The 20,855-nt window shown below is 68.3% G+C and carries 22 protein-coding genes; 9 read left to right on the plus strand and 13 right to left on the minus strand.

Annotated features, from left to right (window positions below; genetic code table 11):
- Positions 1 to 27 precede the first annotated feature (27 nt).
- Positions 28 to 861 (plus strand): NAD(P)-dependent oxidoreductase, encoded by an 834-nt coding sequence (locus Q1B08_RS10670; RefSeq protein WP_299818094.1) that lies wholly within the window; start codon positions 28 to 30, stop codon positions 859 to 861.
- A 143-nt stretch (positions 862 to 1,004) separates the two neighbouring features.
- On the opposite strand, the gene Q1B08_RS10675 is transcribed toward Q1B08_RS10670, so the two are convergent.
- Genes Q1B08_RS10675 through Q1B08_RS10710 form a run of 8 tightly spaced genes read right to left on the minus strand, consistent with a single transcriptional unit; the run spans position 1,005 to position 7,976 of the window.
- On the minus strand, positions 1,005 to 1,130 hold the full coding sequence (locus Q1B08_RS10675; RefSeq protein ID WP_299818096.1) for a hypothetical protein: 126 nt from the start codon (positions 1,128 to 1,130) through the stop codon (positions 1,005 to 1,007).
- A gap of 4 nt (positions 1,131 to 1,134) precedes the next feature.
- The gene (locus tag Q1B08_RS10680; RefSeq protein ID WP_299818099.1) at positions 1,135 to 2,361 is read right to left on the minus strand and encodes a formate dehydrogenase subunit gamma; all 1,227 of its coding nucleotides are present in this window, start codon (positions 2,359 to 2,361) and stop codon (positions 1,135 to 1,137) included.
- 51 nt (positions 2,362 to 2,412) lie between these two features.
- Positions 2,413 to 3,018, minus strand: coding sequence for a formate dehydrogenase FDH3 subunit beta (gene fdh3B / locus Q1B08_RS10685; RefSeq protein ID WP_299818101.1), 606 nt, complete (start codon positions 3,016 to 3,018; stop codon positions 2,413 to 2,415).
- Between the two features lie 12 nt (positions 3,019 to 3,030).
- Positions 3,031 to 6,012 (minus strand): formate dehydrogenase subunit alpha, encoded by a 2,982-nt coding sequence (locus Q1B08_RS10690; RefSeq protein WP_299818104.1) that lies wholly within the window; start codon positions 6,010 to 6,012, stop codon positions 3,031 to 3,033.
- 13 nt (positions 6,013 to 6,025) lie between these two features.
- Positions 6,026 to 6,205, minus strand: a complete 180-nt coding sequence (locus Q1B08_RS10695) for a twin-arginine translocation signal domain-containing protein (RefSeq protein WP_299818107.1) — start codon at positions 6,203 to 6,205, stop codon at positions 6,026 to 6,028.
- A gap of 27 nt (positions 6,206 to 6,232) precedes the next feature.
- Positions 6,233 to 6,847 carry a molecular chaperone TorD family protein gene (locus Q1B08_RS10700; protein ID WP_299818110.1) on the minus strand — a complete coding sequence of 205 codons (615 nt, stop codon included), beginning with the start codon at positions 6,845 to 6,847 and terminating at the stop codon, positions 6,233 to 6,235.
- On the minus strand, positions 6,844 to 7,428 hold the full coding sequence (locus Q1B08_RS10705) for a DUF3306 domain-containing protein (RefSeq protein ID WP_299818113.1): 585 nt from the start codon (positions 7,426 to 7,428) through the stop codon (positions 6,844 to 6,846). The genes Q1B08_RS10700 and Q1B08_RS10705 overlap by 4 nt, the downstream gene beginning before the upstream one ends.
- Positions 7,425 to 7,976, minus strand: coding sequence for a DUF3305 domain-containing protein (locus Q1B08_RS10710; RefSeq protein WP_299818116.1), 552 nt, complete (start codon positions 7,974 to 7,976; stop codon positions 7,425 to 7,427). The genes Q1B08_RS10705 and Q1B08_RS10710 overlap by 4 nt, the downstream gene beginning before the upstream one ends.
- 110 nt (positions 7,977 to 8,086) lie before the next feature.
- Between Q1B08_RS10710 and Q1B08_RS10715 the strand changes: the two genes are divergently transcribed.
- Genes Q1B08_RS10715 through Q1B08_RS10735 form a run of 5 tightly spaced genes read left to right on the plus strand, consistent with a single transcriptional unit; the run spans position 8,087 to position 12,372 of the window.
- Positions 8,087 to 10,000: a 4Fe-4S binding protein gene (locus tag Q1B08_RS10715; protein ID WP_299818118.1), complete on the plus strand. Its 1,914-nt coding sequence runs from the start codon at positions 8,087 to 8,089 to the stop codon at positions 9,998 to 10,000.
- Between the two features lie 9 nt (positions 10,001 to 10,009).
- Positions 10,010 to 10,201, plus strand: a complete 192-nt coding sequence (locus tag Q1B08_RS10720) for a DUF6494 family protein (protein WP_299818121.1) — start codon at positions 10,010 to 10,012, stop codon at positions 10,199 to 10,201.
- Positions 10,198 to 11,262, plus strand: coding sequence for an Mrp/NBP35 family ATP-binding protein (locus Q1B08_RS10725; protein WP_299818124.1), 1,065 nt, complete (start codon positions 10,198 to 10,200; stop codon positions 11,260 to 11,262). Before Q1B08_RS10720 ends, Q1B08_RS10725 begins: the two co-directional genes overlap by 4 nt.
- A complete protein-coding gene (locus Q1B08_RS10730) occupies positions 11,255 to 11,902 on the plus strand; it encodes a biotin/lipoate--protein ligase family protein (RefSeq protein WP_299818127.1) in 648 nt (215 codons plus the stop codon). Before Q1B08_RS10725 ends, Q1B08_RS10730 begins: the two co-directional genes overlap by 8 nt.
- Positions 11,899 to 12,372: a DUF6505 family protein gene (locus Q1B08_RS10735; protein WP_299818130.1), complete on the plus strand. Its 474-nt coding sequence runs from the start codon at positions 11,899 to 11,901 to the stop codon at positions 12,370 to 12,372. The genes Q1B08_RS10730 and Q1B08_RS10735 overlap by 4 nt, the downstream gene beginning before the upstream one ends.
- Positions 12,373 to 12,418: 46 nt before the next feature.
- On the opposite strand, the gene Q1B08_RS10740 is transcribed toward Q1B08_RS10735, so the two are convergent.
- Genes Q1B08_RS10740 through Q1B08_RS10750 form a run of 3 tightly spaced genes read right to left on the minus strand, consistent with a single transcriptional unit; the run spans position 12,419 to position 14,627 of the window.
- On the minus strand, positions 12,419 to 13,222 hold the full coding sequence (locus Q1B08_RS10740) for a substrate-binding domain-containing protein (protein WP_299818133.1): 804 nt from the start codon (positions 13,220 to 13,222) through the stop codon (positions 12,419 to 12,421).
- A complete protein-coding gene (locus Q1B08_RS10745; protein WP_299818139.1) occupies positions 13,219 to 13,929 on the minus strand; it encodes an ATP-binding cassette domain-containing protein in 711 nt (236 codons plus the stop codon). Before Q1B08_RS10745 ends, Q1B08_RS10740 begins: the two co-directional genes overlap by 4 nt.
- A complete protein-coding gene (locus Q1B08_RS10750; RefSeq protein WP_299818142.1) occupies positions 13,923 to 14,627 on the minus strand; it encodes an ABC transporter permease in 705 nt (234 codons plus the stop codon). Before Q1B08_RS10750 ends, Q1B08_RS10745 begins: the two co-directional genes overlap by 7 nt.
- Positions 14,628 to 14,761: 134 nt before the next feature.
- On the opposite strand from Q1B08_RS10750, the gene Q1B08_RS10755 reads away from it, so the two are divergent.
- A complete protein-coding gene (locus Q1B08_RS10755; RefSeq protein ID WP_299818145.1) occupies positions 14,762 to 16,591 on the plus strand; it encodes a DUF4422 domain-containing protein in 1,830 nt (609 codons plus the stop codon).
- A gap of 51 nt (positions 16,592 to 16,642) precedes the next feature.
- On the opposite strand, the gene Q1B08_RS10760 is transcribed toward Q1B08_RS10755, so the two are convergent.
- A complete protein-coding gene (locus Q1B08_RS10760) occupies positions 16,643 to 17,800 on the minus strand; it encodes an NAD-dependent epimerase/dehydratase family protein (RefSeq protein ID WP_299818147.1) in 1,158 nt (385 codons plus the stop codon).
- 198 nt (positions 17,801 to 17,998) lie between these two features.
- On the opposite strand from Q1B08_RS10760, the gene Q1B08_RS10765 reads away from it, so the two are divergent.
- Positions 17,999 to 18,955, plus strand: coding sequence for an NAD-dependent epimerase/dehydratase family protein (locus Q1B08_RS10765; RefSeq protein WP_299818149.1), 957 nt, complete (start codon positions 17,999 to 18,001; stop codon positions 18,953 to 18,955).
- A gap of 88 nt (positions 18,956 to 19,043) precedes the next feature.
- A complete protein-coding gene (locus tag Q1B08_RS10770; protein WP_299818151.1) occupies positions 19,044 to 20,018 on the plus strand; it encodes a glycosyltransferase in 975 nt (324 codons plus the stop codon).
- On the opposite strand, the gene Q1B08_RS10775 is transcribed toward Q1B08_RS10770, so the two are convergent.
- Positions 19,993 to 20,811 (minus strand): ABC transporter permease, encoded by an 819-nt coding sequence (locus Q1B08_RS10775; RefSeq protein WP_299818154.1) that lies wholly within the window; start codon positions 20,809 to 20,811, stop codon positions 19,993 to 19,995. The genes Q1B08_RS10770 and Q1B08_RS10775 overlap by 26 nt on opposite strands.
- Between the last annotated feature and the right edge of the window lie 44 nt (positions 20,812 to 20,855).

The raw sequence follows: 20,855 nt of genomic DNA on the forward strand, positions 1-20,855 counted from the left end.
CGCCTTGTTTCAGGAAGGGAACACAATATGAAGATCGTCCTCACCGGCGCGGCCGGCCGCCTCGGCTCCTACCTTCGGGAGCCGCTCGTCCGGCTCTGCGACGAACTGATCTCCTCCGACATCGCCGAGGATATCGGCAAGCTCTACGACGGCGAGCGCTACGTGCGGGCCGATCTGGCCGAGTACGACCAGATCCACGCCCTCCTCGAAGGGGCGGACATGGTCGTCCATTTCGGCGCCATCGTCGACGAGGCGCCGTTCGAGACGCTGCTCGGGCCGAACTTCGTCGGCGCCTACAACGTCTGGGAGGCGGCGCACCGGCACAAGCTGCGCCGGGTCGTCTACGCGTCCTCCATCCACGCCGTCGGCATGTATCCCCGGCAGGAGCATATCGGCACCGACGTGCCGCACCGGCCCGACACGTTCTACGGCCTTGCCAAGTGCTTCGCCGAGGATCTCGGGCGGATGTACTGGGAAAAGCGGGGACTCGAATCCGTCCACCTGCGCATCCTCTCCTGCGCGCAGGTCACGTCGCCCCGCGCGCTCGGCACGTGGCTCAGCTACGACGACCTGATCCAGCTCGTGACGCGCGCGATCGACACGCCGACAGTGGGTTTCTCCGTGGTCTACGGCGTTTCCGGCAACGACCGGACGCCGGTGGACAATTCCGCCGCGTCCTATCTGGGATACAGGCCGAAGGACAATGCGGAGCAGTTCGCGGACACGATCCTCGCCACGGGCGAGCGCTCCGATCCGACCGATCCGGCGCAGATGTGTCACGGCGGCCCCTTCGCGTCGGTCGATCTGGGCGAAAGCGGTCTGGCGCAAATGACGATTGTGGACGACCGCAAGACGAGCTGACCGGCGCAGGCGGTTGATTACGACAGCGGGACGCGACTCGGCCCCCGTCCGAAGAGGATGGGGGCAACACCGGATCGAATGGGACGCTGAACCCGGATCCGATCGACCCTTGGCATCGCCGCCATCGCCCGATGGCGGCGGGGTCAGTCGAGGCGCACATTCTCCGCGGATTGCCGCTCGGCGGAACTGAAGGGCAGGGCGTCGAACGTGTATTGCGCGGCGAAGGCGATCAGGATCGCGACGGCAAAGGCGCTGAGCATGGTCTTCATCGGGTCACTCCGCCGGTGTCGGGTTCGCGTCGGGCGAACCGGTCTGCTTGCGTCGCGGGTCGTCGCGTTCCGCCATCACCTTGTCGGCCCAGATCGAATGATGCTCCCGCGCCCACTGCTCCTCGACGCGGCCCTTGCCCATCGCGTCGTAGGCGCCCTCCATCCCGATCGAGCCGAGATAGATATGGGCGAAGATGATCGCGATCATGACGAAGGCCACGATCCCGTGCCAGAGTTGCGAGAGCTGCATCTCCTCCTGCGGCGCGAGATCGGTCGGTAGCCCGCCGAACAGCCCACCGATGCCCCAGTCGTTCAGATGGGTGAAGGTGGAGGCGAAGAGCGGCATCTCGAACGGAAACAGGAGCGACAGGCCCGATACGCTGAGCGATGCGCCAAGGATGATGACAGCCCAGAAGATCGCCTTCTGACCCGCGTTGAACTTCTTGGCCGGCACATGCCCGCCGCCGAAGATGCCACCGGCCCGCTTGAGCCATTGCCAGTCGCTCCGGTCGGGGATGTTCTGGAGGACCCACAGCACGAACACCATCACCAGGGCGAGCATGAAGGCCCAGCTGATGTTGTTGTGGACCCACTTCGTAACGATCGCGACAGGCCCCCAGACCTCGTGGCCGAAGATCGGAATGATCGCGATGCGTCCGAACAGGACGAGCAGACCCGTGACGGCGAGCGCGAGGAAGCTGCCCGCAAGGAGCCAGTGCGCGAACCGCTCGTAGACGCGGAAGCGGACCAGGGTGCGGCCCGTACGCGGTCCGTCGATACGGATGCGACCACGCAGGAGGAAGAAGATGCCGAGCGCGACAAGCGTGAAGAACAGCAGGCCACCGCCCCAGACGCGCAGCGGTCCAGCCCGGCGTTCGAGCCATTCCATGCCGCCCGTCTGGATCAGAGTGGTCGCCGCCGGGCCGCGGATCTGGGAGCGCATGTCGAGATCGTCGTAGCGCACACCGCGCCAGATGCCGGGGTCCGACCAATCATTTGTCTGCCCCATCGTGCCGTCGGCGGTGAGGCCGATACCGTCCGCCACAGCCTCGTCCGGCCCGCCTTGCCGGTCGCGTACGGCCCGGACGCTCTCGTCGCCATCGGCCAGCGCCCGTTGGCGCGCCATGATGTCCTCGACCGTCTGGGTGCCGGCCGGAACGAAATCGCTGTCCTGCGCCGCCGCCGGAACGGCGAATGCGAGGGTGAAAAGGAGGAGCAGGGCTCGGATCATCGTTCGGTTCCCCGGTCGGTCAGGTCCGGCCGCCCGAGGGCGGCCGGCTCGTCAAAATTCGGCCTGCGTCGGCGTTTCACCGTAGGCGGTGCCCCAGCCCCAGGCGCCGGAGCCGAAGCCGCGCGCCACGACGCGCTCGCGGTATATCTCCGATACCGTGTCGGCATCGCCCGCGAGTAGAGCCTTGGTCGAACACATCTCGGCGCAGATCGGCAGCTTGCCCTCGGCGATGCGGTTGCGGCCGTACTTCACGAACTCCGCCTCGGAGAAGGTCTCCTCCGGGCCGCCCGCGCAGAAGGTGCATTTGTCCATCTTGCCGCGTGAGCCAAAGTTGCCGGCGGTCGGATATTGCGGCGCGCCGAACGGGCAGGCGTAGAAGCAGTAGCCGCACCCGATGCAAAGATCCTTGGAATGCAGCACGATCCCGTCCGCCGTCTGGTAGAAGCAGTCGGTCGGGCAGACGGCCATGCAGGGCGGATCGGAGCAGTGCATGCAGGCGACCGAGATCGACCGCTCGCCCGGCTCGCCGTCCTGGATGGTCACGACCTTGCGGCGATTGATGCCCCAGGGGACTTCGTGCTCGTTCTTGCAGGCGGTAACGCAGGCATTGCACTCGATGCAGCGCTCGGCGTCGCAGAGGAATTTCGCTCTTGCCATGATGTTGCTCCTTTACGCCGCGGTAATCTTGCACAGCGTGGTCTTGGTCTCCTGCATCTGGGTGACCGAGTCGTAGCCGTAGGTCTGCGCCGTGTTCGTGGATTCGCCCAGGACGATCGGGTCCGCCCCTTCCGGGTAGTTCTCCCGCAGATCGCGTCCCTCGAAGATGCCCCCGAAATGGAACGGCATGAAAGCCACCCCCTCGCCAACGCGCGGAGTCACCATCGCCTTGACGATGATGCGCCCGCCTTCCGGCCCCTCGACCCAGACATTCGCCCCCTCGGTGATGCCCAGATTGCCGGCGTCGCGGGGATTGATCTCGACGAACATCTCCTGCTGCAGCTCGGCGAGCCACGGGTTCGACCGCGTCTCGTCGCCGCCGCCCTCGTATTCGACCAGCCGGCCGGAGGTGAGGATGATCGGATACTCCTGACTGAAGTCCTGCTGCTGGATGGACGCGTAGCGCGTCGGCACACGCCAGAACTTCTTGTCGTCGTAGGTGCCGTATTCCGCCACCAGATCACGGCGCGGCGTGTAGAGCGGCTCGCGGTGCAGCGGCACCGGATCGGGGAAGGTCCAGACCACGGCGCGCGCCTTGGCATTGCCGAACGGGGCGCAACCATGCGCGATGGCGACCCGCTGGATGCCGCCCGACAGGTCGGTCTTCCAGTTCACGCCGCCCACCTGCTCGTTGTAGTCGGTCGGCCGTTCGCCCTGGAACTCCACTTCGCCGACCTCCGGCGTGCCGGGCCGCGTGTCGCGAAAGCCCGAGACCCATTCGATCATCGCGCGCTCGTAGGGCGTCAGGTCGGCGTCCCAGCCGAGATCCTGCAACATCTGCATGGTGAACTCGGGATAGCCGTCCTCGATCTCCGAGCCGGGCGTGGCGACGCCCTCGGCCAGGAGGTTCTCGCCGTCGCGCTCCACGCCGAAGCGGGCGCGGAAGGTCAGTCCGCCCTCGGCCACCGGCATCGACATGTCGTAGAGGTTCGCGGTGCCCGGATGGTTCATCTCCGGCGTACCCCAGGTCGGCCAGGGCAGGCCGTAGAAGTCGCCGTCCGCCGGCCCGCCGACGGCGCGCAGGGTCTTGCGGTCGAACGTATGCTGGTTCTGCATATGCGTCCGCATCCGCTCCGGCGATTGTCCGGTATAGCCGATCGTCCACATGCCGCGATTGTATTCGCGCACTAGATCCTCGATCAACGGCTCGTCGCCGTTGACCTCGATGTTGCGGAAGATGCGGTCCGCGAAGCCGAACTTCACTGCGAACTTGGCCATGATCGTATGGTCGGGCAGGCTCTCGAAGAGCGGCTCCACGATCTTCTCGCGCCATTGCAGGGAGCGGTTCGACGCCGTGACGGAGCCGTAGGTCTCGAACTGCGTGGCCGCCGGCAGGAGGTAGACGCCGTCGGTGCGGTCGTTCATCGCCGCCGTCAGCGTCGGGTAGGGGTCGACCACCACGAGAAGGTCGAGATCCTCCATCGCGGTCTTCATTTCCTTCATGCGCGTCTGGCTGTTGGGAGCGTGGCCCCAGAAGATCATCGCGCGGGTGCGGTTCGGCTGATCGAGATTCTCGGCATCCTCCAGTACGCCGTCGATCCAGCGGCTGACCGGGATACCGGTCTCGTTGATCATCGGCATGTCGGCGCCGTCGGGACCGGCCCCTTCCATGACGTCGAAGTTGCCCTTGAGCCAGTCCAGATCCTCTTCCCAGACGCGGGCCCAGTGCGCCCAGGCGCCGTCGGTCAGACCGTAATAGCCGGGCAGCGTGTCAGCGAGCACGCCCAAGTCGGTCGCGCCCTGCACGTTGTCGTGGCCGCGGAAGATGTTGGTGCCGCCGCCGGCCACGCCCATGTTCCCCAGCGCGAGCTGCAGGATGCAATAGGCACGGGTGTTGTTGTTGCCGTTGGTGTGCTGCGTGCCGCCCATGCACCAGATCACGGTGCCCGGTCGGTTTTCGGCCAGCGTGCGCGCGACGCGTGCAAGCTGTGCGGAAGAGGCGCCAGTGACGCGCTCCACTTCCTCGGGGGTCCAGCGGGCGACCTCCTCGCGGATGCGGTCCATACCCCAGACACGGGTGCGGATGAACTCCTCGTCCTCCCACCCGTTCTCGAAAATGTGCCACAGAAGGCCCCAGACCAGCGCCACGTCGGTGCCCGGCCGGAAGCGCACGTATTCGTCGGCATGCGCGGCCGTGCGCGTGAAGCGCGGATCGCAGACGATCAGCGGCGCGGCGTTCTCCTCCTTCGACTTGAGGATGTGCAGCAGCGAGACGGGATGCGCCTCGGCCGGATTGCCGCCGATGATGAAGATCGCCTTGGAGTTCAGGATGTCGTTGTAGCTGTTGGTCATGGCGCCGTAGCCCCATGTGTTCGCCACGCCCGCCACGGTGGTCGAGTGGCAGATGCGCGCCTGATGGTCGACGTTGTTGGTGCCCCAGTAGGCGGCGAACTTGCGGAACAGGTAGGCCTGCTCGTTGCTGTGCTTGGCCGAACCCAGCCAGTACACGGAATCGGGCCCCGATTCCTGCTTGATCTCGAGCAGCCGGTCGCCGACCTCGTCGATCGCCTGCGCCCAGGAGATCCGCTCCCACACGCCGCCGACCTTCTTCATCGGGTATTTCAGCCGCCGCTCGCCGTGGGCGTGCTCGCGGACCGAGGCGCCCTTGGCGCAATGCGCACCCATGTTGAACGGCGATTCGTAGCCCGGTTCCTGCCCGAACCAGACGCCGTTCTGGACCTCGGCGATCACGGTGCAGCCGACGGAGCAATGCGTGCAGACCGACTTCACCTTGGTGACGCCCTCGTCCACGGGGTATTCGGCCTGCTGGGCCCTGGCGACCGTGCCGCCGGTCGCGCCGATGGCGGCAAGCCCGCCGATGGCGAGGCCCGAACCGCGCAGGAAGGCGCGACGGTCGACGCCGTGCCGCGCCACGCGGTCGATCAGGCCGGTGCCGCCGCTGCGGGGGGCGTCCGTGGTCTTTCTGCGAAGCATCTCGTTCCCTCCCTCAGAAACGTGCGCTGGCGTAATAGGCGCGGGTCTGCTCGGTATCCGCGAGGCCGGTCTCCGACCGGGGCGCCGCCTGGGCCTCCTCCGTTCCCGCGACGCTGGCGGCGGCCGCGGCGGCCGGCGCGGTGGCGGCGAGCTTCAGGAAATTGCGGCGGCTCTTGTCTTTCGTCTCGGTCATCATCGGATCCTCCAGAAGGCGCGGCGCTCAGGCGGCCGCGAGCCGGAACGCCTCGCGTTCGATGTTCATGAATTCACGTCCGACCGCGCCGACCGCGGCATAGACCCGGCCACCCTTCGATGTCGCGAGGTCGTTGAGGAAGTGCCCGGCCCAGGGGCCGACATGCCGTGCCCAGAAGTCGCGCTGTTGCGACATGGCGACCGGCGCGCCGAAGCGGCCGACGATGATCGCGCCCATCACCTCCATCAGCGAGGCGATGCCGTCCTCCGGCTCGAACACCGTCTCGGCCCGTGCGAGCCCGAGGCGGGCGAAGTCCCGGCGCAGAGCCGCGAGCGGCTTTTCGTTCAGGAAGCCCGTCAGGTAATAGCTCGCATAGGGCAGGAGCTCCCCGCGGCCGAGCCCGATAAAGAGCGCGTCGTATTCGCGACGGACCGTCTTCGGATCGGCGCGGCGGGCGACCTGCGCGAGCCCGGAGATTGCACGGCCGAGCGGCGTGCCGTCCCCGGACAGCGCGGCGGTCTGCTCCAGTGTCATCGCATCCATCGGTCGGGCGAGGACGAGACCAAGATAATTGTAGAGGTCCGCCCGCAGCCGATCCTCCTCCGACGGACCGTCATGCGGCAGGGGCGCGGTGGCGTTCATGTCTCCCTGTCCTCCTCGAACGTGAAGCGCATCCGCCTCGATGGCTCCACAGGCGCGGATACGTCCTGCCGCGCTCCGTCTTCCGAGGTGCTAGATTCCACGTTCGCCGGGTCATCGGCAAGTTCTATTTCCGTCTGATCTTGCGGCACATTTTCCTGATTCTTTTCGTCGGAATCCGCTTGGGCGAGCTTGCGCACATGCGCGGCGAGGCCCCGGCCGACTTCGTAGCTCGTTCTCAGCGGCGCGCCGTTGAGGCCGTCGCCGGTGAAATCCCCGTCGTAATCGTTGAGCCCGTCCAGGTTGGCCAGAACCGGGTTCGACCGCCATAGTGCCCGCAGGGCGCGGTTGCGGATGTGTTGCGGCACGATCCGGCGGAGGAACACGGAAACGTCGTCGCCGGAAACGACGCCGTCCGGGTCGGGCAGATTGAGCCGCGCGAGAATCTCCGCGTCGGGTAGATCGTCCAGCTCCGCCTGCTCCGCGCGCAGGGCTTCCGCATCCGCGGCCCCCGCCTCCGCCTCGCGGGCGGCGCGTTCCTCGGCCTCGACGGCTTGCCTGCGGCGGGACCAGAAGTCGCTCATTTGCGGGACCGGAGCGATTGCGGGTTGCGCCAGACATCGGCCTCCTGCGCGATGCGCGGATCGCCCACGCCGTCCTGCGCCGCGCCCTCGCGTCGCCGGTCGCGCTGCCGCTTCACGAAGGGCTCGTCCACGTGGTGGAGGGCCACGAAAGCCTCTACCCATTCGATCATGCCCCCGGGCATCGCCACCTTCTCCACCCGATCCTCGGCGTCGACCTCGTGGAAGCTCGCCTCGAAGGGGGAGGCCGTCACATGCGTCGCGTGCGGCCGGCCCGGGCCGTGCAGCGCGACCCAGACAGAAGGGACCTGCGCCGTCAGATTCTGGATCAGGCTGTCGGTATCCTTGCGGTGAAGCTGCAGCACCAGCGTCGTGGCGTGGAACTCCTCGACCGGCCCGTCGCGGAAGACCGGCTTCCATTGCGCCGGTCCGGCATGCGGAACGATTCCGGCCAGCGTCCAGACCTCGGACATCCAGCGGGTCACGCCGGGACTGCGGCGGATCAGGACACCGACGGGCATCTCGGCGATCTTGGGGGCGGCATCATGCATCGGCGCAGATTGCCGCATTCCGCCCCGGAGGCGAAGCGAAAAAGCGCGCGACGCTTGCAACCGGGGCGCGTGCATGTGCATCTGCCTCCGATCTTCCAGGAGGGACCACCATGGCCGGACGTCTCGTCTTGTGTAGCTGTGCCGGAACGCAGGACGTCCGGGCTGAGGCCCTCGCCTCGGCGTCCGGGCGGAGCTGCGACCGCGTTCATTCGGCGCTGTGCTGCGCCGCGCCCGAGGTCGTGGCCGAAGCCTTCGCCGCGCCCGACACGTTGATGGCCTGCGAACAGGAGGCGGCGCGTCTCACGGCGCTCGCGGCGGAGGGGGGCGTCGGCGCGCCGCGCTTCGTCGACATCCGCGACCGGGCGGGCTGGACCGACGACGGCGATCCGACCGCCAAGCAGGCCGCGCTCCTGGCCGAGGCGGCGTTGCCGGTTCCGGATACACCGATGATCGACGTCGCTTCCGAAGGGCTCTGCCTCGTTGTCGGGCCGGAAGACGTCGCGATGGCGGCGGCGCTCCGCCTGAAAGACATCCTGGCCGTCACCGTTCTGCTGCCCGAAGGGGCCGAGGCGCCCGAGGAACGGGGCGTCGAGGCCGTTTCCGGCCGCATCCGCCGGGCCAGCGGCGGGTTCGAGCTGACGCTCGATGGGCTGCGGCAGATCGACCCGGCGGGCCGCGAGATCGTTTTCGGGGCGCCCCGCGACGGCGCCCGGACGCGGTGCGACGTGATCCTCGACCTTTCGGGCGGCACCCCGCTCTTTCCCGCGCATCACAAGCGCGACGGCTACCTGCGCCCCGATCCCGGTCGCCCGCAGGCGGTCGCGGATGCGGTGCTGGCCGCGTCGCAACTCGTCGGAACGTTCGAGAAGACGCTGCATGTGCGTGTCGAGCCGTCGCTCTGCGCCCATTCGCGGGCCGAGCAGACGGGCTGCACCCGCTGCCTCGACCTTTGCCCGACCGGGGCGATCTTGCCGGCGGGGGAGCACGTGACCGTCGATCCCATGGTCTGCGCCGGCTGCGGCGCCTGCGCCTCCGTCTGCCCCTCCAGCGCCATCACCTACGACGCGCCGCCGGTCGAGGACACGTTCCGCCGGATCGAGGTGCTGGCGCGGACCTATCGGGACCGCGCCGCCGACCCGACGCTCCTCGTCCACGACGAGCACGGGCGGGAGATGATCGCGCTCGCCGCCCGTCACGGGCGTGGCCTTCCGGCCCATGCCGTGCCGCTGGAACTGCCGGCCCTCGCGGCCTTCGGCCATGCCGAGTCCATGGCGGCATTGGGCGCGGGCTTCGCACGGGTCGACATCCTGCCGGGACCGCGGACGGAGCGCGATCCGTTGCTGGCGCAGATCGCGCTCGCCAACGCGCTCGCCGGCCGGGAGGCCGTGCGCCTTCTCGACGCGACCGAGCCCGACGCGCTCGAGGCGGAGACCCGCGCCCCGGTGCCGTCCGCCGTGGCCGAGCCCATCCTGCCGCTCGGGACCCGCCGTCAGGTCACGCGCGTGGCGGCCGCGGCGCTTCACGACGGGGCGCCGGTCCTGCCGCTGCCCGAGGGCGCGCCATACGGCGCCGTTCTGCTGGATCGCGACGCCTGCACGCTCTGCCTGTCCTGCGTATCGCTCTGCCCCTCGGGCGCGCTTCTCGACAATCCCGACCGGCCGGAAGTGCGGTTCGTCGAGGATGCGTGCCTGCAATGCGGCCTCTGCGCCAATATCTGCCCTGAGGATGCCATCGCGCTCGAGCCGCGGCTCGACCTGTCTCCCGATGCGCTCTCGCCGCGCGTGCTGAACGCGGAGGAGCCGGCGCTCTGCGTCGAATGCGGCAAGCCCTTCGGCGTCGCCTCCACCATCGAGCGGATCGCCGGGATGCTGGCCGACCGCCATCCGGCCTTCGGAGCGGAGAAGGCGCGGATGATCCGCATGTGCGATACCTGCCGGGTGAACGCGATGGCGCATTCCACCGACAGCCCCTTCGCCGCCGCCCCCCGATTGCGGCCGCGCACCGCCGAAGACTACCTCAACTAGGAGACGATCATGGCCGACGATTTCAACATGTCGATGCGCAAGTTCCTCAAGCAGGTCGGCGTGACCTCCCAGCAGGAGATCGAGAAGGCCGCGCGCGAGAGCGGCCGCGCCGGACCGTTCCAGGCGAAGGTGGTGCTGACGGTCGACGGGCTCGACCTCGAGCACGTCATCACCGGCACGATCAACGGCAGCCCCGAATGAGCGGACCGACGCGCGAGGAGGTCCTCGCGACGCTGAAGGAGGTGCGAACGCCGGAAGGAACGGACCTCGTCTCGGCCGGCCTCGTCCGTGCGCTCTCCGTGGCCGAGGGCGCGGTGCGCTTCGTCATGGAGGTTCCGCCGAGCCGGGGAAGGGCGATGGAGCCGGTCCGCGCCGAGGCGGAAGCGGCGCTCGCCGCGCTGCCGGGCGTGCTGAAGGCGAGCGTCCTGCTGACCGCGCATAACGAGACGGCGCCGCCCGAGCTGACGCCCCGGCGGCCGGCCGAGCCCGCGGGGCCGCAACCGGTCCCGGGCGTGGATCGCATCCTTGCCATCGCCAGCGGAAAGGGTGGGGTGGGCAAGTCGACGCTGACCGCGAACCTCGCCGTGGCGCTGGCGGCCGAGGGGCGGCGCGTGGGGCTTCTCGACGCGGACGTCTACGGACCAAGCCAGCCGCGCATGCTGGGCGTGTCGGGCCGGCCGGCCTCGCCCGATGGCAAGACGATCCTGCCGCTGCGCAACCACGGCGTCACCATGATGTCGATGGGCCTGATGACGAACGAGGATCAGGCGGTCGTCTGGCGCGGCCCGATGCTGATGGGCGCCCTGCAGCAGATGATGAATCAGGTCCAGTGGGGCGCGCTCGACGTGCTGCTGGTGGACCTGCCGCCTGGCACGGGCGACGTGCAGATGACGCTCGCCCAGAAGTTCCGGGTGGACGGCGCCATCGTGATCTCGACGCCGCAAGACGTGGCCCTCATCGACGCGCGCAAGGGGATCGACATGTTCCGGCAGATGAACGTGCCGGTCGTGGGCATGGTCGAGAACATGTCCACGCATGTCTGCTCCAATTGCGGCCACGAGGAGCATATCTTCGGACATGGTGGCGTGACGGTGGAGGCGGCGAAGCTGGGCGTGCCGCTTCTGGCGGAGATCCCGCTTCACCTGTCGATCCGAGTCGCGGCCGATGGCGGCGCGCCGGTCGTCGCTTCGAAGCCGCAGGGGCCGGAGGCGGCGTCGTTCCGCGCGCTTGCCCGCCGGCTGGTGACGGACGGCCATGCCTGACTTCCCGCCGCTCCTCCGCGGCGTGGCGGCGGACGATCCACGGGCTGCGGCGGTGGCGGCGGCGCGGGCCGGCTGCGACGGCGGGACGATCTTCTGGCGGGCCGGCGACGCGCTCGAGGCGGCGGTGGTCTTCGCCCCCGACGTGCCGCTCGACCGCGCCATGCAGATGCTGCCGCTCTGCGCCGTGGCGCTCCGCGACGCGCTGGGGGCGATCGGGCCGTCCGAGCTGCCGGTCCACCTCGCCTGGGACGGGCGGCTGCTCGTGAACGGCGGCGGGGCGGGACGCGTCACTCCGGTCGCGGAAGCACGGGGGACCGACGCGGTGCCCGACTGGCTCCTCGTCCACGTGACCCTCCAATTCCTGCCCTCGGGCGCGACGGAGACGGCCCTTTGGCAGGAGGGGTGCGGCGAGGTGACCGCGGACGCGCTTCTGGAAAGCTGGGCGCGGCATTTGATGCACCGCCTCGCCGAGTGGGAGGATGATCCGCGCGCGCTGCACGCCGAACGCGAGGCCGCCGCCTGGGAGGTCGAGGCGAAGGATGCGACCTATCTCGGCCTCGACGAAAGGTTCGGGCGCTTGCGCCGGGCGGGCGGGGCGACGAGACTGGACCCGCTTACCGATCTTCTGGAGCTGCCGTGAACCTCGCCCGTGCCATCCATTTCGACGAAAGCGACCGCAACGTCTTCCACGTTCCCGCGCGGACCGGGGAATGGTGCATCTCCGGCGGGTTCGAATTCTCGAACTGGACGGAGGGCGACCTTGTCGGCAAGGCGCGGCAGGCCTTCGCGAACGGGTGGCTGGGGCTCGAGACCTTCGGCCGCGTCACCTTCGTGGCCGTCACACGGATCGAGCCGACCGAGCGCGAGGCGCTGATCGCGGCGCTGGCCGATCACTTCGTTACGGTGCACGGTGCGCCCGACCGCGCCGCCGCCTGGCCGGTCGCGATGCAGGAGATCGACGCGATGGCCGATCTTTGCGAGGGGGTGGAGCCGAACCGGGTGATGATCGTCGCGCGCGAGCTGGGCGAGGCCGGGGTGCGCGAGGTGTTCCGCATCCTCGCGCCGCGCGACGCCGAGCTTGCGCAGGTGGCGGTCCACGGCGACGAATGACGCGCGCCGCGGGGGCGGATGCGTATTCCGGTCAGGAAGAAGCGGTCTAGTTCTCCTCCTCGGCGTTGAAGAAGAACACCTGCTCGCCCATGATACGGTAGCTGTCGATCAGCGTCCGGGCGCGTTCCGAGACGAGCCAGTCCTCGAGCTGCGCGGCGAGATCGCCCTTCACGCTTGGATGGGCCTGGGGGTTCACCGGCAGGTAGGCGTACTGGTTGAACATCGCGGGGTCGCCCTCGTAATCGACGGCCATGCCCTCCTGATTGCCGAAGTTGAGCCAGCTCGCCCGGTCCGACAGGACGTAGGCGCCCATGCCGGCCGCCGTGTTGAGCGCCGCGCCCATGCCGGCGCCGACAGGGCGGTACCAGCCGCCCTCCGGCTCGACGCCCGCGGCGTTCCAGAGCGCGAGCTCCGCCTTGTGGGTGCCGCTGTCGTCGCCGCGGCTCACGAAGGGCGCTTCCGTTTCCGCGATGCGGGCCATCGCGTCTGCGGCGGAGGCGGAGCCCTGGACGCTGGCCGGATCCTCCTCGGGGCCGACGATGATGAAGTCGTTGTACATGATCTCCCGCCGGTGCGTGGCATGGCCGGCCTCGACGAAGGCCTCCTCGTCGGGACGCGAATGGACGAGAACGGCGTCGACGTCGCCTGCCTCCCCCAGGCGCAGCGCCTGTCCGGTGCCGACGACGACGAGTTCGACCTCGATGCCCGTGTCGATCTCGATCTCCGGCAGGAGGGTCTCGGCGAGGCCCGAATTCTGGAACGAGGTCGTGGCTGCCATGCGCATCGTCTCGGCATGGCCGAGGGTGGGCAGGACGAGCGCGACCGCGAGCGCGGCGAGGATGCGAATCATTCGACGATGTCTCCCTTCAGGAAGGCGCGGGCCTCGGGGGTCTGGGGCGACGCGAAAAATGTTTCGACCGGCCCGGTTTCATGCACGCGGCCATGCAAGAGGAAGATGACGTCGGATGCAATCCGGCGCGCCTGTCCCATGTCATGGGTGGCGATTATGAGCCGTGTTCGCGCGGATGCCCCGATCAGCCGCGTCTCGATCTCCCGCATCGCGCGCCCATCGAGCGCGGCGCAGGGCTCGTCCGCGAAGAGGATCTCCGGCGCGGTGACGAGCGCGCGGGCGAGGGCGAGGCGCTGCATCTCGCCCCCCGAGAGGGAGGGCGCGGATTGCGCGAGCTTGTCGGAAAGGTCGAACCGCGCCGCCTGCGCCTCGGCCCGGGCGTGCGCCTCCGCGCGGGGCAGGCCGCGCAGGCGAAGGGGATACGCGAGGTTGGCCAGAACCGTCCGACGCAGCGCGATCGGCTGCTGGAAGACATAGGCCTGCCGCGTGCGGGCCTGTGTGTCCGGCAGGGACCACTCGACCCGGCCGGAAGCGGGCCGTTGCAGCCCGTGCATCATGCGCAGGAGCGAGGTCTTGCCCGACCCGTTCGGCCCGATCACCGCGGTGATGCTGCCGGCGCCGATCTCGAGGTCGACCGGCCCCACGAGCCGCTTGCCCCGCCGGGCGAGCGTGGCGCCCGAAAGGCGCAGGGGGAGGGCCGTCACCACGTGCCCCGCCGTTCCGTGCGCATGATCCAGTGGCTGGCCCAGCTGACCGTGAGGGACAGGCCGATGAGGACGACCCCGAGCCCGATGGCAAGCGCGAAGTCGCCCCGCCCGGTTTCCAGCGCGATGGCCGTGGTGAGCACCCGCGTGGCGCCGTCGATGTTGCCGCCCACGATCATGATCGCGCCGACCTCGCCGATGGCGCGCCCGAAGCCCGCGAGCGCCGCCGTGAGCAGGGCGCGGCGCCCGTCGATCAGAAGAGTGGCGATGCGCTGCCACCGCGTCGCGTTCATGGAGATCAGCAGGTCGTGGTAGACCGCCCAGAGGTCGCGCAGCGCCTGATGGGCGATCGAGGCGACGAGCGGGGTGATGATGACGACCTGCGCCACGATCATCGCCGCGGGCGTGAACAGAAGCCCAAGCACGCCCAGCGGTCCGGAGCGCGACAGCAGCAGGTACACGACGAGGCCCACGACGACGGGGGGCAGCGCGATCAGCGCGTTCATCGTGGCGATGACGAAGCGGCGTTGGCGGAAGCGCCAGACGGCGAGCGCCCCGCCGAGCGGCAAGCCGATCGCGCAGGCGACCGCGAGGGCCGACAGGGTCACGCGCAGCGACCGGAGCGTGATCTCGATGAGTTCCGCGTCGAGCGTGAGGATCAGGCGCAAGGCCTCGCCCAAACCGGCCAGCAAATCGTTCATCGCGCCTCCCGGCCGCCAGATGGACCGGCCCGGCGCCGGGGTTCAAGTCCCCGCCGGACGCTTCGTTGACGGAGGCGGCTCCGCTGGATAGAGGCGACGACGTCGACGCGCCAGCATTGTCCAGGAACTCCAGCTTGTCCGATAAAACCAGCCTCTACGCCGCCTTCCACAAGACCGCGCCCATGATCGATGCGCCCTTCGTCGTGCCGATCCACGTGGGCCGCGCGACGTCCGCGGCTCCGCTGCGCGACATGATCGGGGATGACACGGGCGACAACATCTCGGCCAAGAATGCCGGGTATTGCGAACTGACCGCGCTTTACTGGGCGTGGAAGAACGACCGGGAAAGCGACCGGATCGGGCTGATGCACTACCGCCGGATGCTCGACGTCGCCGGCACCTTCGAGGGGTCGCAGGCGGAACTCTTCGTGGACCGCTTCAACAGCCGGGACTGGGCGCGGCGGACCGGCGCATGGCTGGAGCGCGACGGCGGGGATTTCGACATCGTCGTGCCGAAGCTGCACGAGATGGGGCGCACGGTCGAGGAGAACTATCGCCACGGCCACGCCGCCGTCGATTTCGACGTGCTGCGCGAGATTATCACGGAGCACTACCCGGAATTCCGCGAGGACTTCGAGACCGACGCGGAAGGCTACACGATTCGCCTCGGCAACATGTTCCTGATGCGCCGTGCGATCTTCGAGCCCTATTGCGAATGGCTCTTCGATATCCTCGGACGGATCGAGGCGCGCGACATCGACCGTTCGAACTACTCGCCTTTCCAGGTCCGCTACCTCGGCTTCATCGCGGAGCGCCTGCTCGGCGTCTACCTGCGCCACCTGCAACGCACCCGGCCCGAGATCCGCGTGCGCGAGGTGAACATCGTCAACACGTCGCGGGCGCTGTTCGTGCCCTACATCACCGACAACAGCTGCAACGCGCCCGAGGACGTAAACATCGCCTTCTCGGCCGACCGGTTCTACCTGCCGCATACGGCGGCGATGCTGCATTCCGTCCTGTCGCGGGCCGACCCGTCGCGCCGGATCAACCTGTTCTTCCTGCATACCGACATCCGGCCTGCGCCGATGTCGATGTTGATGGAGGGCCTCGACGTACATCCGAACGTGCGTTTCCACGAGCTCAATGCGGGCGACACCTTCGCCGAGAGCTATCGCTCCGCAACGCGCGCGCCGTCCAACGCGACCTACAACCGTTTCCTCCTCTTCGAGCTGCTGCCGGGACTGGACCGGCTGCTCTATCTCGACGTCGACATGATCGTGCTGGGCGACATCTGCGAGATCTACGACACCGACATGGGCGGCAAGCCGCTCGGCGCGGTGATGGACCACATCATGACGCGCACGCTGACGGGGGAGACGCCGACGATCGACCCGGAGGTGCCCGACCTGGGCACCTATCAGCGCGAGGTTCTGGGGCTGACCGACGACCAGATCGCGCGCTACATCAATGCGGGGCTTCTCCTGTTCGACTTCCGCGCGATGGACGTGGAAGCGACGGGGCGGACGCTCTTCGCCCGCGCGCGGGAAGGACGCTACCTGTTCCGCGATCAAGACATCCTGAACATGCACTTCAAGGACGACCTCCACATCCTTCCGGACGAGTGGAACGTCTTCAATACGATCGTCGCGGGGTACGATCGTGTGCCGGCCGCGAACCACACGCGCGCCATGGCGGCCCGGAAGGCTCCGAAGCTGATCCATTATGCCGCCGGGGATTACAAACCCTGGAACGCGCTGCCGGTCCCGCTGGCCCGGCATTACTGGGATGCCTTGCGCGAGACGAACTTCTTTGCCGAGGTGGTCGGGCGGGTGAAGAACCGCGCCGGATCCATGCGGCAGGGCCATCTGCTCGTTCGGGCCGGCCGGAACCTTGCGGAGCGTGTGCCCGCGCTGAAGCCGGCCCTTCTGCGCGGCTACGTCATGCTGCGCGATCTCAGACGCTGAAACGAGGAACGGCGCCCGAAGGCGCCGTTTCCCATTTCCATCGCAACCGGCTTACCGCCAGAGCGACACGCAGGGGATCTTCGTCTTGTCGCAGCGCCCGGCGTACTTCGCGGCGATGTCGCGTACCTCGTCCATCACCCCTTCCGAGAGCTTGATCGGCTCGAGGCCGAGCCCCAGAAACCGGTCGTTGGCGACGTGAAGGTCGTTCTCGTCGGCCTCGTTGCGCGGGTTGTCGAGATAGGCGATCTCGGCCCCGAGCTTGTCGGCGATCATCTGCGCGAGGTCGCGCACGCGGTGCGTCTCGGTCATCTGGTTGAGGATGTTGACCCGCTCGCCCTTCTGGGGCGGGTTCTCCAGCGCGAGCTCGATGCAGCGGCACGTGTCCTGGATGTGGATGAAGGCGCGCGTCTGGCCGCCGGTGCCGTGCACCGTCATCGGGTACTTCACCGCCGCCTGCATCAGGAAGCGGTTGAGCACTGTTCCGTAATCGCCGTCGTAGTCGAAGCGGTTGATGAGCCGTTCGTCGCGGCGCGTCTCCTCGGTCTGCGTGCCCCAGACGATGCCCTGATGGAGATCGGTGATCCGGACCTGATCGTTCTTGTTGTAGAAGTGGAAGAACAGCTGATCCTGCGACTTCGTCATGTGGTAGATCGAGCCGGGATTGGTCGGGTAGAGGATTTCCTGCTCGCTCTCGCCCACGGGCGTCTCGACGCGGACCTTGAGGTAGCCTTCGGGGATGCGCATGCCCGCGGTGCCGTAGCCGTAGACGCCCATCGTGCCGAGGTGGACGAGGTGGATGTCGAGGCCGGATTCCACGATTGCGGCGAGCACGTCGTTGGTGGCGTTGAGGTTGTTGTTCACCGTGTAGCGCTTGTGCGCGGCGGACTTCATCGAATAGGGCGCCGCGCGCTGCTCGGCGAAGTGCACGACGGCGTCGGGCTGCTCCTCCTGCAGGAGCGTCAGGAGCCGGTGGTAATGCTCGCCCACGGTGAAGTTGTGGTACTGGATCTCCTTGCCGGTAAGCTCCTTCCAGACGCGCAGGCGCTCCCCGATCGGACGGATCGGCGTCAGGCTGTCCACCTCGAGCTCGAGGTCGATGGCGCGCCGGGACAGGTTGTCGACGATGATGACGTCGTGTCCGCGCGCCGAAAGGTAGAGCGCGTTGGGCCAGCCGCAAAAGCCGTCTCCGCCGAGGATTATCACCTTCATGTGCACGTAGCTCCCATCGAATCGCACGGTCATTCGCGGGGCTGTATCGCCGCATTTGTGGAGGAGGGCAAACACGGCCGTTGCAATCCTGTTACGCGACGGCAGGAGGTTTGCACTTCGGCCACGACGACCTTAGAGGTCCGTCCCAAGCGCCGGCCGGACGTCGCCGGACGGTGAACGGCAAGCGGGGCATTCGGTATGCAGAACTCTTCCTCCCTGATCCTCGTCGGAGGGCTCGGCTTCGTCGGGCGCAACATCCTCGACGTCGTGGCGCGGGAGCCTGAATTCGCGGCGCTGGCGCCCGTGGTGATCGACGACCTGTCGAACGCGGCTCCGGGGCACGAGAAGGTCGACCTTCCGCGCCATGACGGCGGGTACGAGACGGATGCGGCGGTCGCGTTCCTCGACGAGCTGCCGCAGGAGCCTTCGGGGCGCACCTTCGTCTTTCTCGCCGGTGAGACGCGTGTCGCCGAAAGCAAGGATCGCCCCCTCGACTTCATCGAGGCCAACATCACCGGCCCGGCCCGTTTCGTCATGGAGGCGGTGCGCCCGGGCGACCGCTTCATTCTCGTTTCCACCGCGGGAGCGCTTTTCGACGGGACCTTCGAGGTCGGCGTCGACAGCGCCTATTGCCCGAAGAACTTCTACGGCGCGACCAAGGCGGCGGAGGAGATGATCCTCGAGAAGCTGGTCGAGCTCCGGGGCGGGACGTTCCGCGTGGTGCGGCTGACCAACGTGTTCGGCCGGTTCTCCGACAACAAGAAGAGCGCGATCCACGCCTTCACCCGCGCCGCGATCGAGGGGCGGAGCGTGTTCGTGAACGGCGACGGCGGGCAGAGCCGCGACTTCATCTATGCGGGCGACGTGGGCTACGGCATCGCGACGCTCGCGCGGAAGCTGGTCGCGGGCGAGGAGACGGCGCGCATCAACATGCTGGGCAGCGGGCGCTCCACGTCGCTCATGGACGTGATCGCAGCGATCGAGACGGCGACGGGCCGGCCGCTCGCCTACGAGAAGGTGCCGGCCGAGGATCTGCTCGCGACGGAGCCGCGCGACGTGATCGCCAATTCGAACGACGTCCGCCTCCTGCTCGGCGCGCATGTCACGGCCTTCGAGGACGGGATCGCGCAGACCTACAAGTATTATGCGGCCTGACTCGCGCGGGGGCCGCTCGACCGCGCATGCCGCTCGCCCGGCGGCGCGGCATGGCCGGGTGTCGCCCCGTCCGTTCGAAAGACGCTGAATGACGGCTATGCGGGTCTGGGCCGTGGTCGTGACGTTCGACCGCCGGGAACAGCTTGCGGTGACGCTGCGGCGGTTGCTGCAAAGCGGGCCGGCCGATCTTGCCGGCATCCTCGTCGTCGACAACGCCTCGACCGACGGCACCGGCGCCTGGCTGGCCGGATTGAAGGACCCGCGGCTGCATGTCCTGACCCTGCCGCGCAATCGCGGGGGCGCGGGCGGGTTCGAGGCGGGGATGCGGCACGCGATGGCGGAAACGGACGCCGACTGGATCTGCCTGATGGACGACGACGCCCGCCCGGCGGCGGACGCCTTCGCACGCTTCGGGAGCCGGCCGCGCGACGGCCGCGCCGCCTGGTTCGCGGCCGTCACTTATCCCGACGGCGCGATCTGCGAGATGAACCGCCCGTTGCTCGATCCGTTCGGCAGCGCGCGCGGCACGATCGCGGCGCTGTTCCGGGGGCGCGAGACGTTCCATCTTTCCCCCGAAGCCTTCAGGGGGGCGGAGCCGGTGGATATCGACGGCGGCTCCTTCGTCGGCGCGTTCCTGTCGCGGCGGGCGGTGGAGGCGGCAGGCTATCCGGACGGGCGGTTCTTCATCTACGGGGACGACACGACCTACACGCTGCGGCTCGGGCGCCACGCCGGTCCGCTGGGCTTCGACCCGACGGTCCGGTTCGAGCACGATTGCGGCACGACGATCGCGGGCACTCCGATCCGGCCCCTTTGGAAAGTGTACTACCTCTACCGGAACCGGGCGATGGTCTATCGCGCGGCCGTCGGGCGGGCGTGCGGCACGATGATCTATCTCGCCCTCGGCGTGGTCTGGCGGTTCCGGGCACGGCGGTACGGGGCCGACCGGGCCGCCTATATCCGCTTGTGGCGGGCGGCGGTGGCGGACGGTCTGGCCGGACGGCTCGACCGCGAATTCGATGGGGTCCGCGCCCTCATCACCGGATCTGGACCCGGCCGTTGAAGCGCCGCATCAGGAGCATCCCGAGGAACAGGGTGATGAATATCACCCCGCCCGTATAGGCCGCCGAGACGAATTGCGGGTCGTAGGTCGGGAAGAACCCGCTGCGCGCCGTCGCCGTCATGTGCAGCAGCGGATTGTACCACAGGATGTCCTGCGCGATCCGGGGCAGATCCTCGTAGATGTAGAGCACCCCGGAGGCGAGCATCAGGGGCCGCGTCACGATGGTCCAGATCGTCCGCCAGATCGGGAAATAGGCCAGCAGGACGCCGTTCGTCATGCCCACCCCCGTCCCCAGCAGGATCGCGGTCACGAAGGCGATCAGGATCGGCACCATGTCGACCTGCACGTCGAGGTCGAGGAGCACCACGATCCCGATCAGCAGCAGCGTCGCCACCAGCACGCCGGTCAACGAATGCAGCAGGACCCGGGCGAGGATGGCGTCGAACCATGTCACGACCGGATAGACGAGGAGGCTGCGGGAGTATTTCAGGGCCTGCGAGACCATCTGCTGCAAGCGCCCGTACAACTGGAACGGCAGATATCCGGTCGCGTAGAACAGCAGGAAGCTGTCTCCGAGGGAAGGCCGCCGCAACAGGAGCGAGAAGCCGAAGGCGAGCAGCGTGATCATCCCCAGCGGTTCGAGTATGGCCCAGACGTAGCCGCCGGGCGAGCGTCCGTAGCGCGACTGCATCTCGCGCAGCGCGAGCGCCGCGATCGAGCGGAGCCGGCTGCCGTTCTGCCGCATCCGCTTCCGTGGTGCGAGGGCCGGGGGTATGGTGGTTGCGTCGACCACGTCTTCCATCGAACTGGTATTTCCAAGCACACCTATTTAGGAGA

This window comes from uncultured Jannaschia sp. (genome assembly GCF_947494025.1).
In the GTDB taxonomy this organism is placed as follows: domain Bacteria; phylum Pseudomonadota; class Alphaproteobacteria; order Rhodobacterales; family Rhodobacteraceae; genus Jannaschia.

What these genes read in the sequence shown, in the direction of transcription:
- Q1B08_RS10680 (WP_299818099.1), bottom strand. Translation starts at nt 2,361, where the DNA reads ATGATCCGAGCCCTGCTCCTCCTTTTCACCCTCGCATTCGCCGTTCCG.
- Q1B08_RS10690 (WP_299818104.1), bottom strand. Translation starts at nt 6,012, where the DNA reads ATGCTTCGCAGAAAGACCACGGACGCCCCCCGCAGCGGCGGCACCGGC.
- Q1B08_RS10770 (WP_299818151.1), top strand. Translation starts at nt 19,044, where the DNA reads ATGACGGCTATGCGGGTCTGGGCCGTGGTCGTGACGTTCGACCGCCGG.
- Q1B08_RS10705 (WP_299818113.1), bottom strand. Translation starts at nt 7,428, where the DNA reads ATGAGCGACTTCTGGTCCCGCCGCAGGCAAGCCGTCGAGGCCGAGGAA.
- Q1B08_RS10695 (WP_299818107.1), bottom strand. Translation starts at nt 6,205, where the DNA reads ATGACCGAGACGAAAGACAAGAGCCGCCGCAATTTCCTGAAGCTCGCC.
- Q1B08_RS10740 (WP_299818133.1), bottom strand. Translation starts at nt 13,222, where the DNA reads ATGATTCGCATCCTCGCCGCGCTCGCGGTCGCGCTCGTCCTGCCCACC.
- Q1B08_RS10725 (WP_299818124.1), top strand. Translation starts at nt 10,198, where the DNA reads ATGAGCGGACCGACGCGCGAGGAGGTCCTCGCGACGCTGAAGGAGGTG.
- Q1B08_RS10760 (WP_299818147.1), bottom strand. Translation starts at nt 17,800, where the DNA reads ATGAAGGTGATAATCCTCGGCGGAGACGGCTTTTGCGGCTGGCCCAAC.
- fdh3B (WP_299818101.1), bottom strand. Translation starts at nt 3,018, where the DNA reads ATGGCAAGAGCGAAATTCCTCTGCGACGCCGAGCGCTGCATCGAGTGC.
- Q1B08_RS10720 (WP_299818121.1), top strand. Translation starts at nt 10,010, where the DNA reads ATGGCCGACGATTTCAACATGTCGATGCGCAAGTTCCTCAAGCAGGTC.
- Q1B08_RS10710 (WP_299818116.1), bottom strand. Translation starts at nt 7,976, where the DNA reads ATGCATGATGCCGCCCCCAAGATCGCCGAGATGCCCGTCGGTGTCCTG.
- Q1B08_RS10750 (WP_299818142.1), bottom strand. Translation starts at nt 14,627, where the DNA reads ATGAACGATTTGCTGGCCGGTTTGGGCGAGGCCTTGCGCCTGATCCTC.
- Q1B08_RS10765 (WP_299818149.1), top strand. Translation starts at nt 17,999, where the DNA reads ATGCAGAACTCTTCCTCCCTGATCCTCGTCGGAGGGCTCGGCTTCGTC.
- Q1B08_RS10700 (WP_299818110.1), bottom strand. Translation starts at nt 6,847, where the DNA reads ATGAACGCCACCGCGCCCCTGCCGCATGACGGTCCGTCGGAGGAGGAT.
- Q1B08_RS10715 (WP_299818118.1), top strand. Translation starts at nt 8,087, where the DNA reads ATGGCCGGACGTCTCGTCTTGTGTAGCTGTGCCGGAACGCAGGACGTC.
- Q1B08_RS10670 (WP_299818094.1), top strand. Translation starts at nt 28, where the DNA reads ATGAAGATCGTCCTCACCGGCGCGGCCGGCCGCCTCGGCTCCTACCTT.
- Q1B08_RS10675 (WP_299818096.1), bottom strand. Translation starts at nt 1,130, where the DNA reads ATGAAGACCATGCTCAGCGCCTTTGCCGTCGCGATCCTGATCGCCTTC.
- Q1B08_RS10730 (WP_299818127.1), top strand. Translation starts at nt 11,255, where the DNA reads ATGCCTGACTTCCCGCCGCTCCTCCGCGGCGTGGCGGCGGACGATCCA.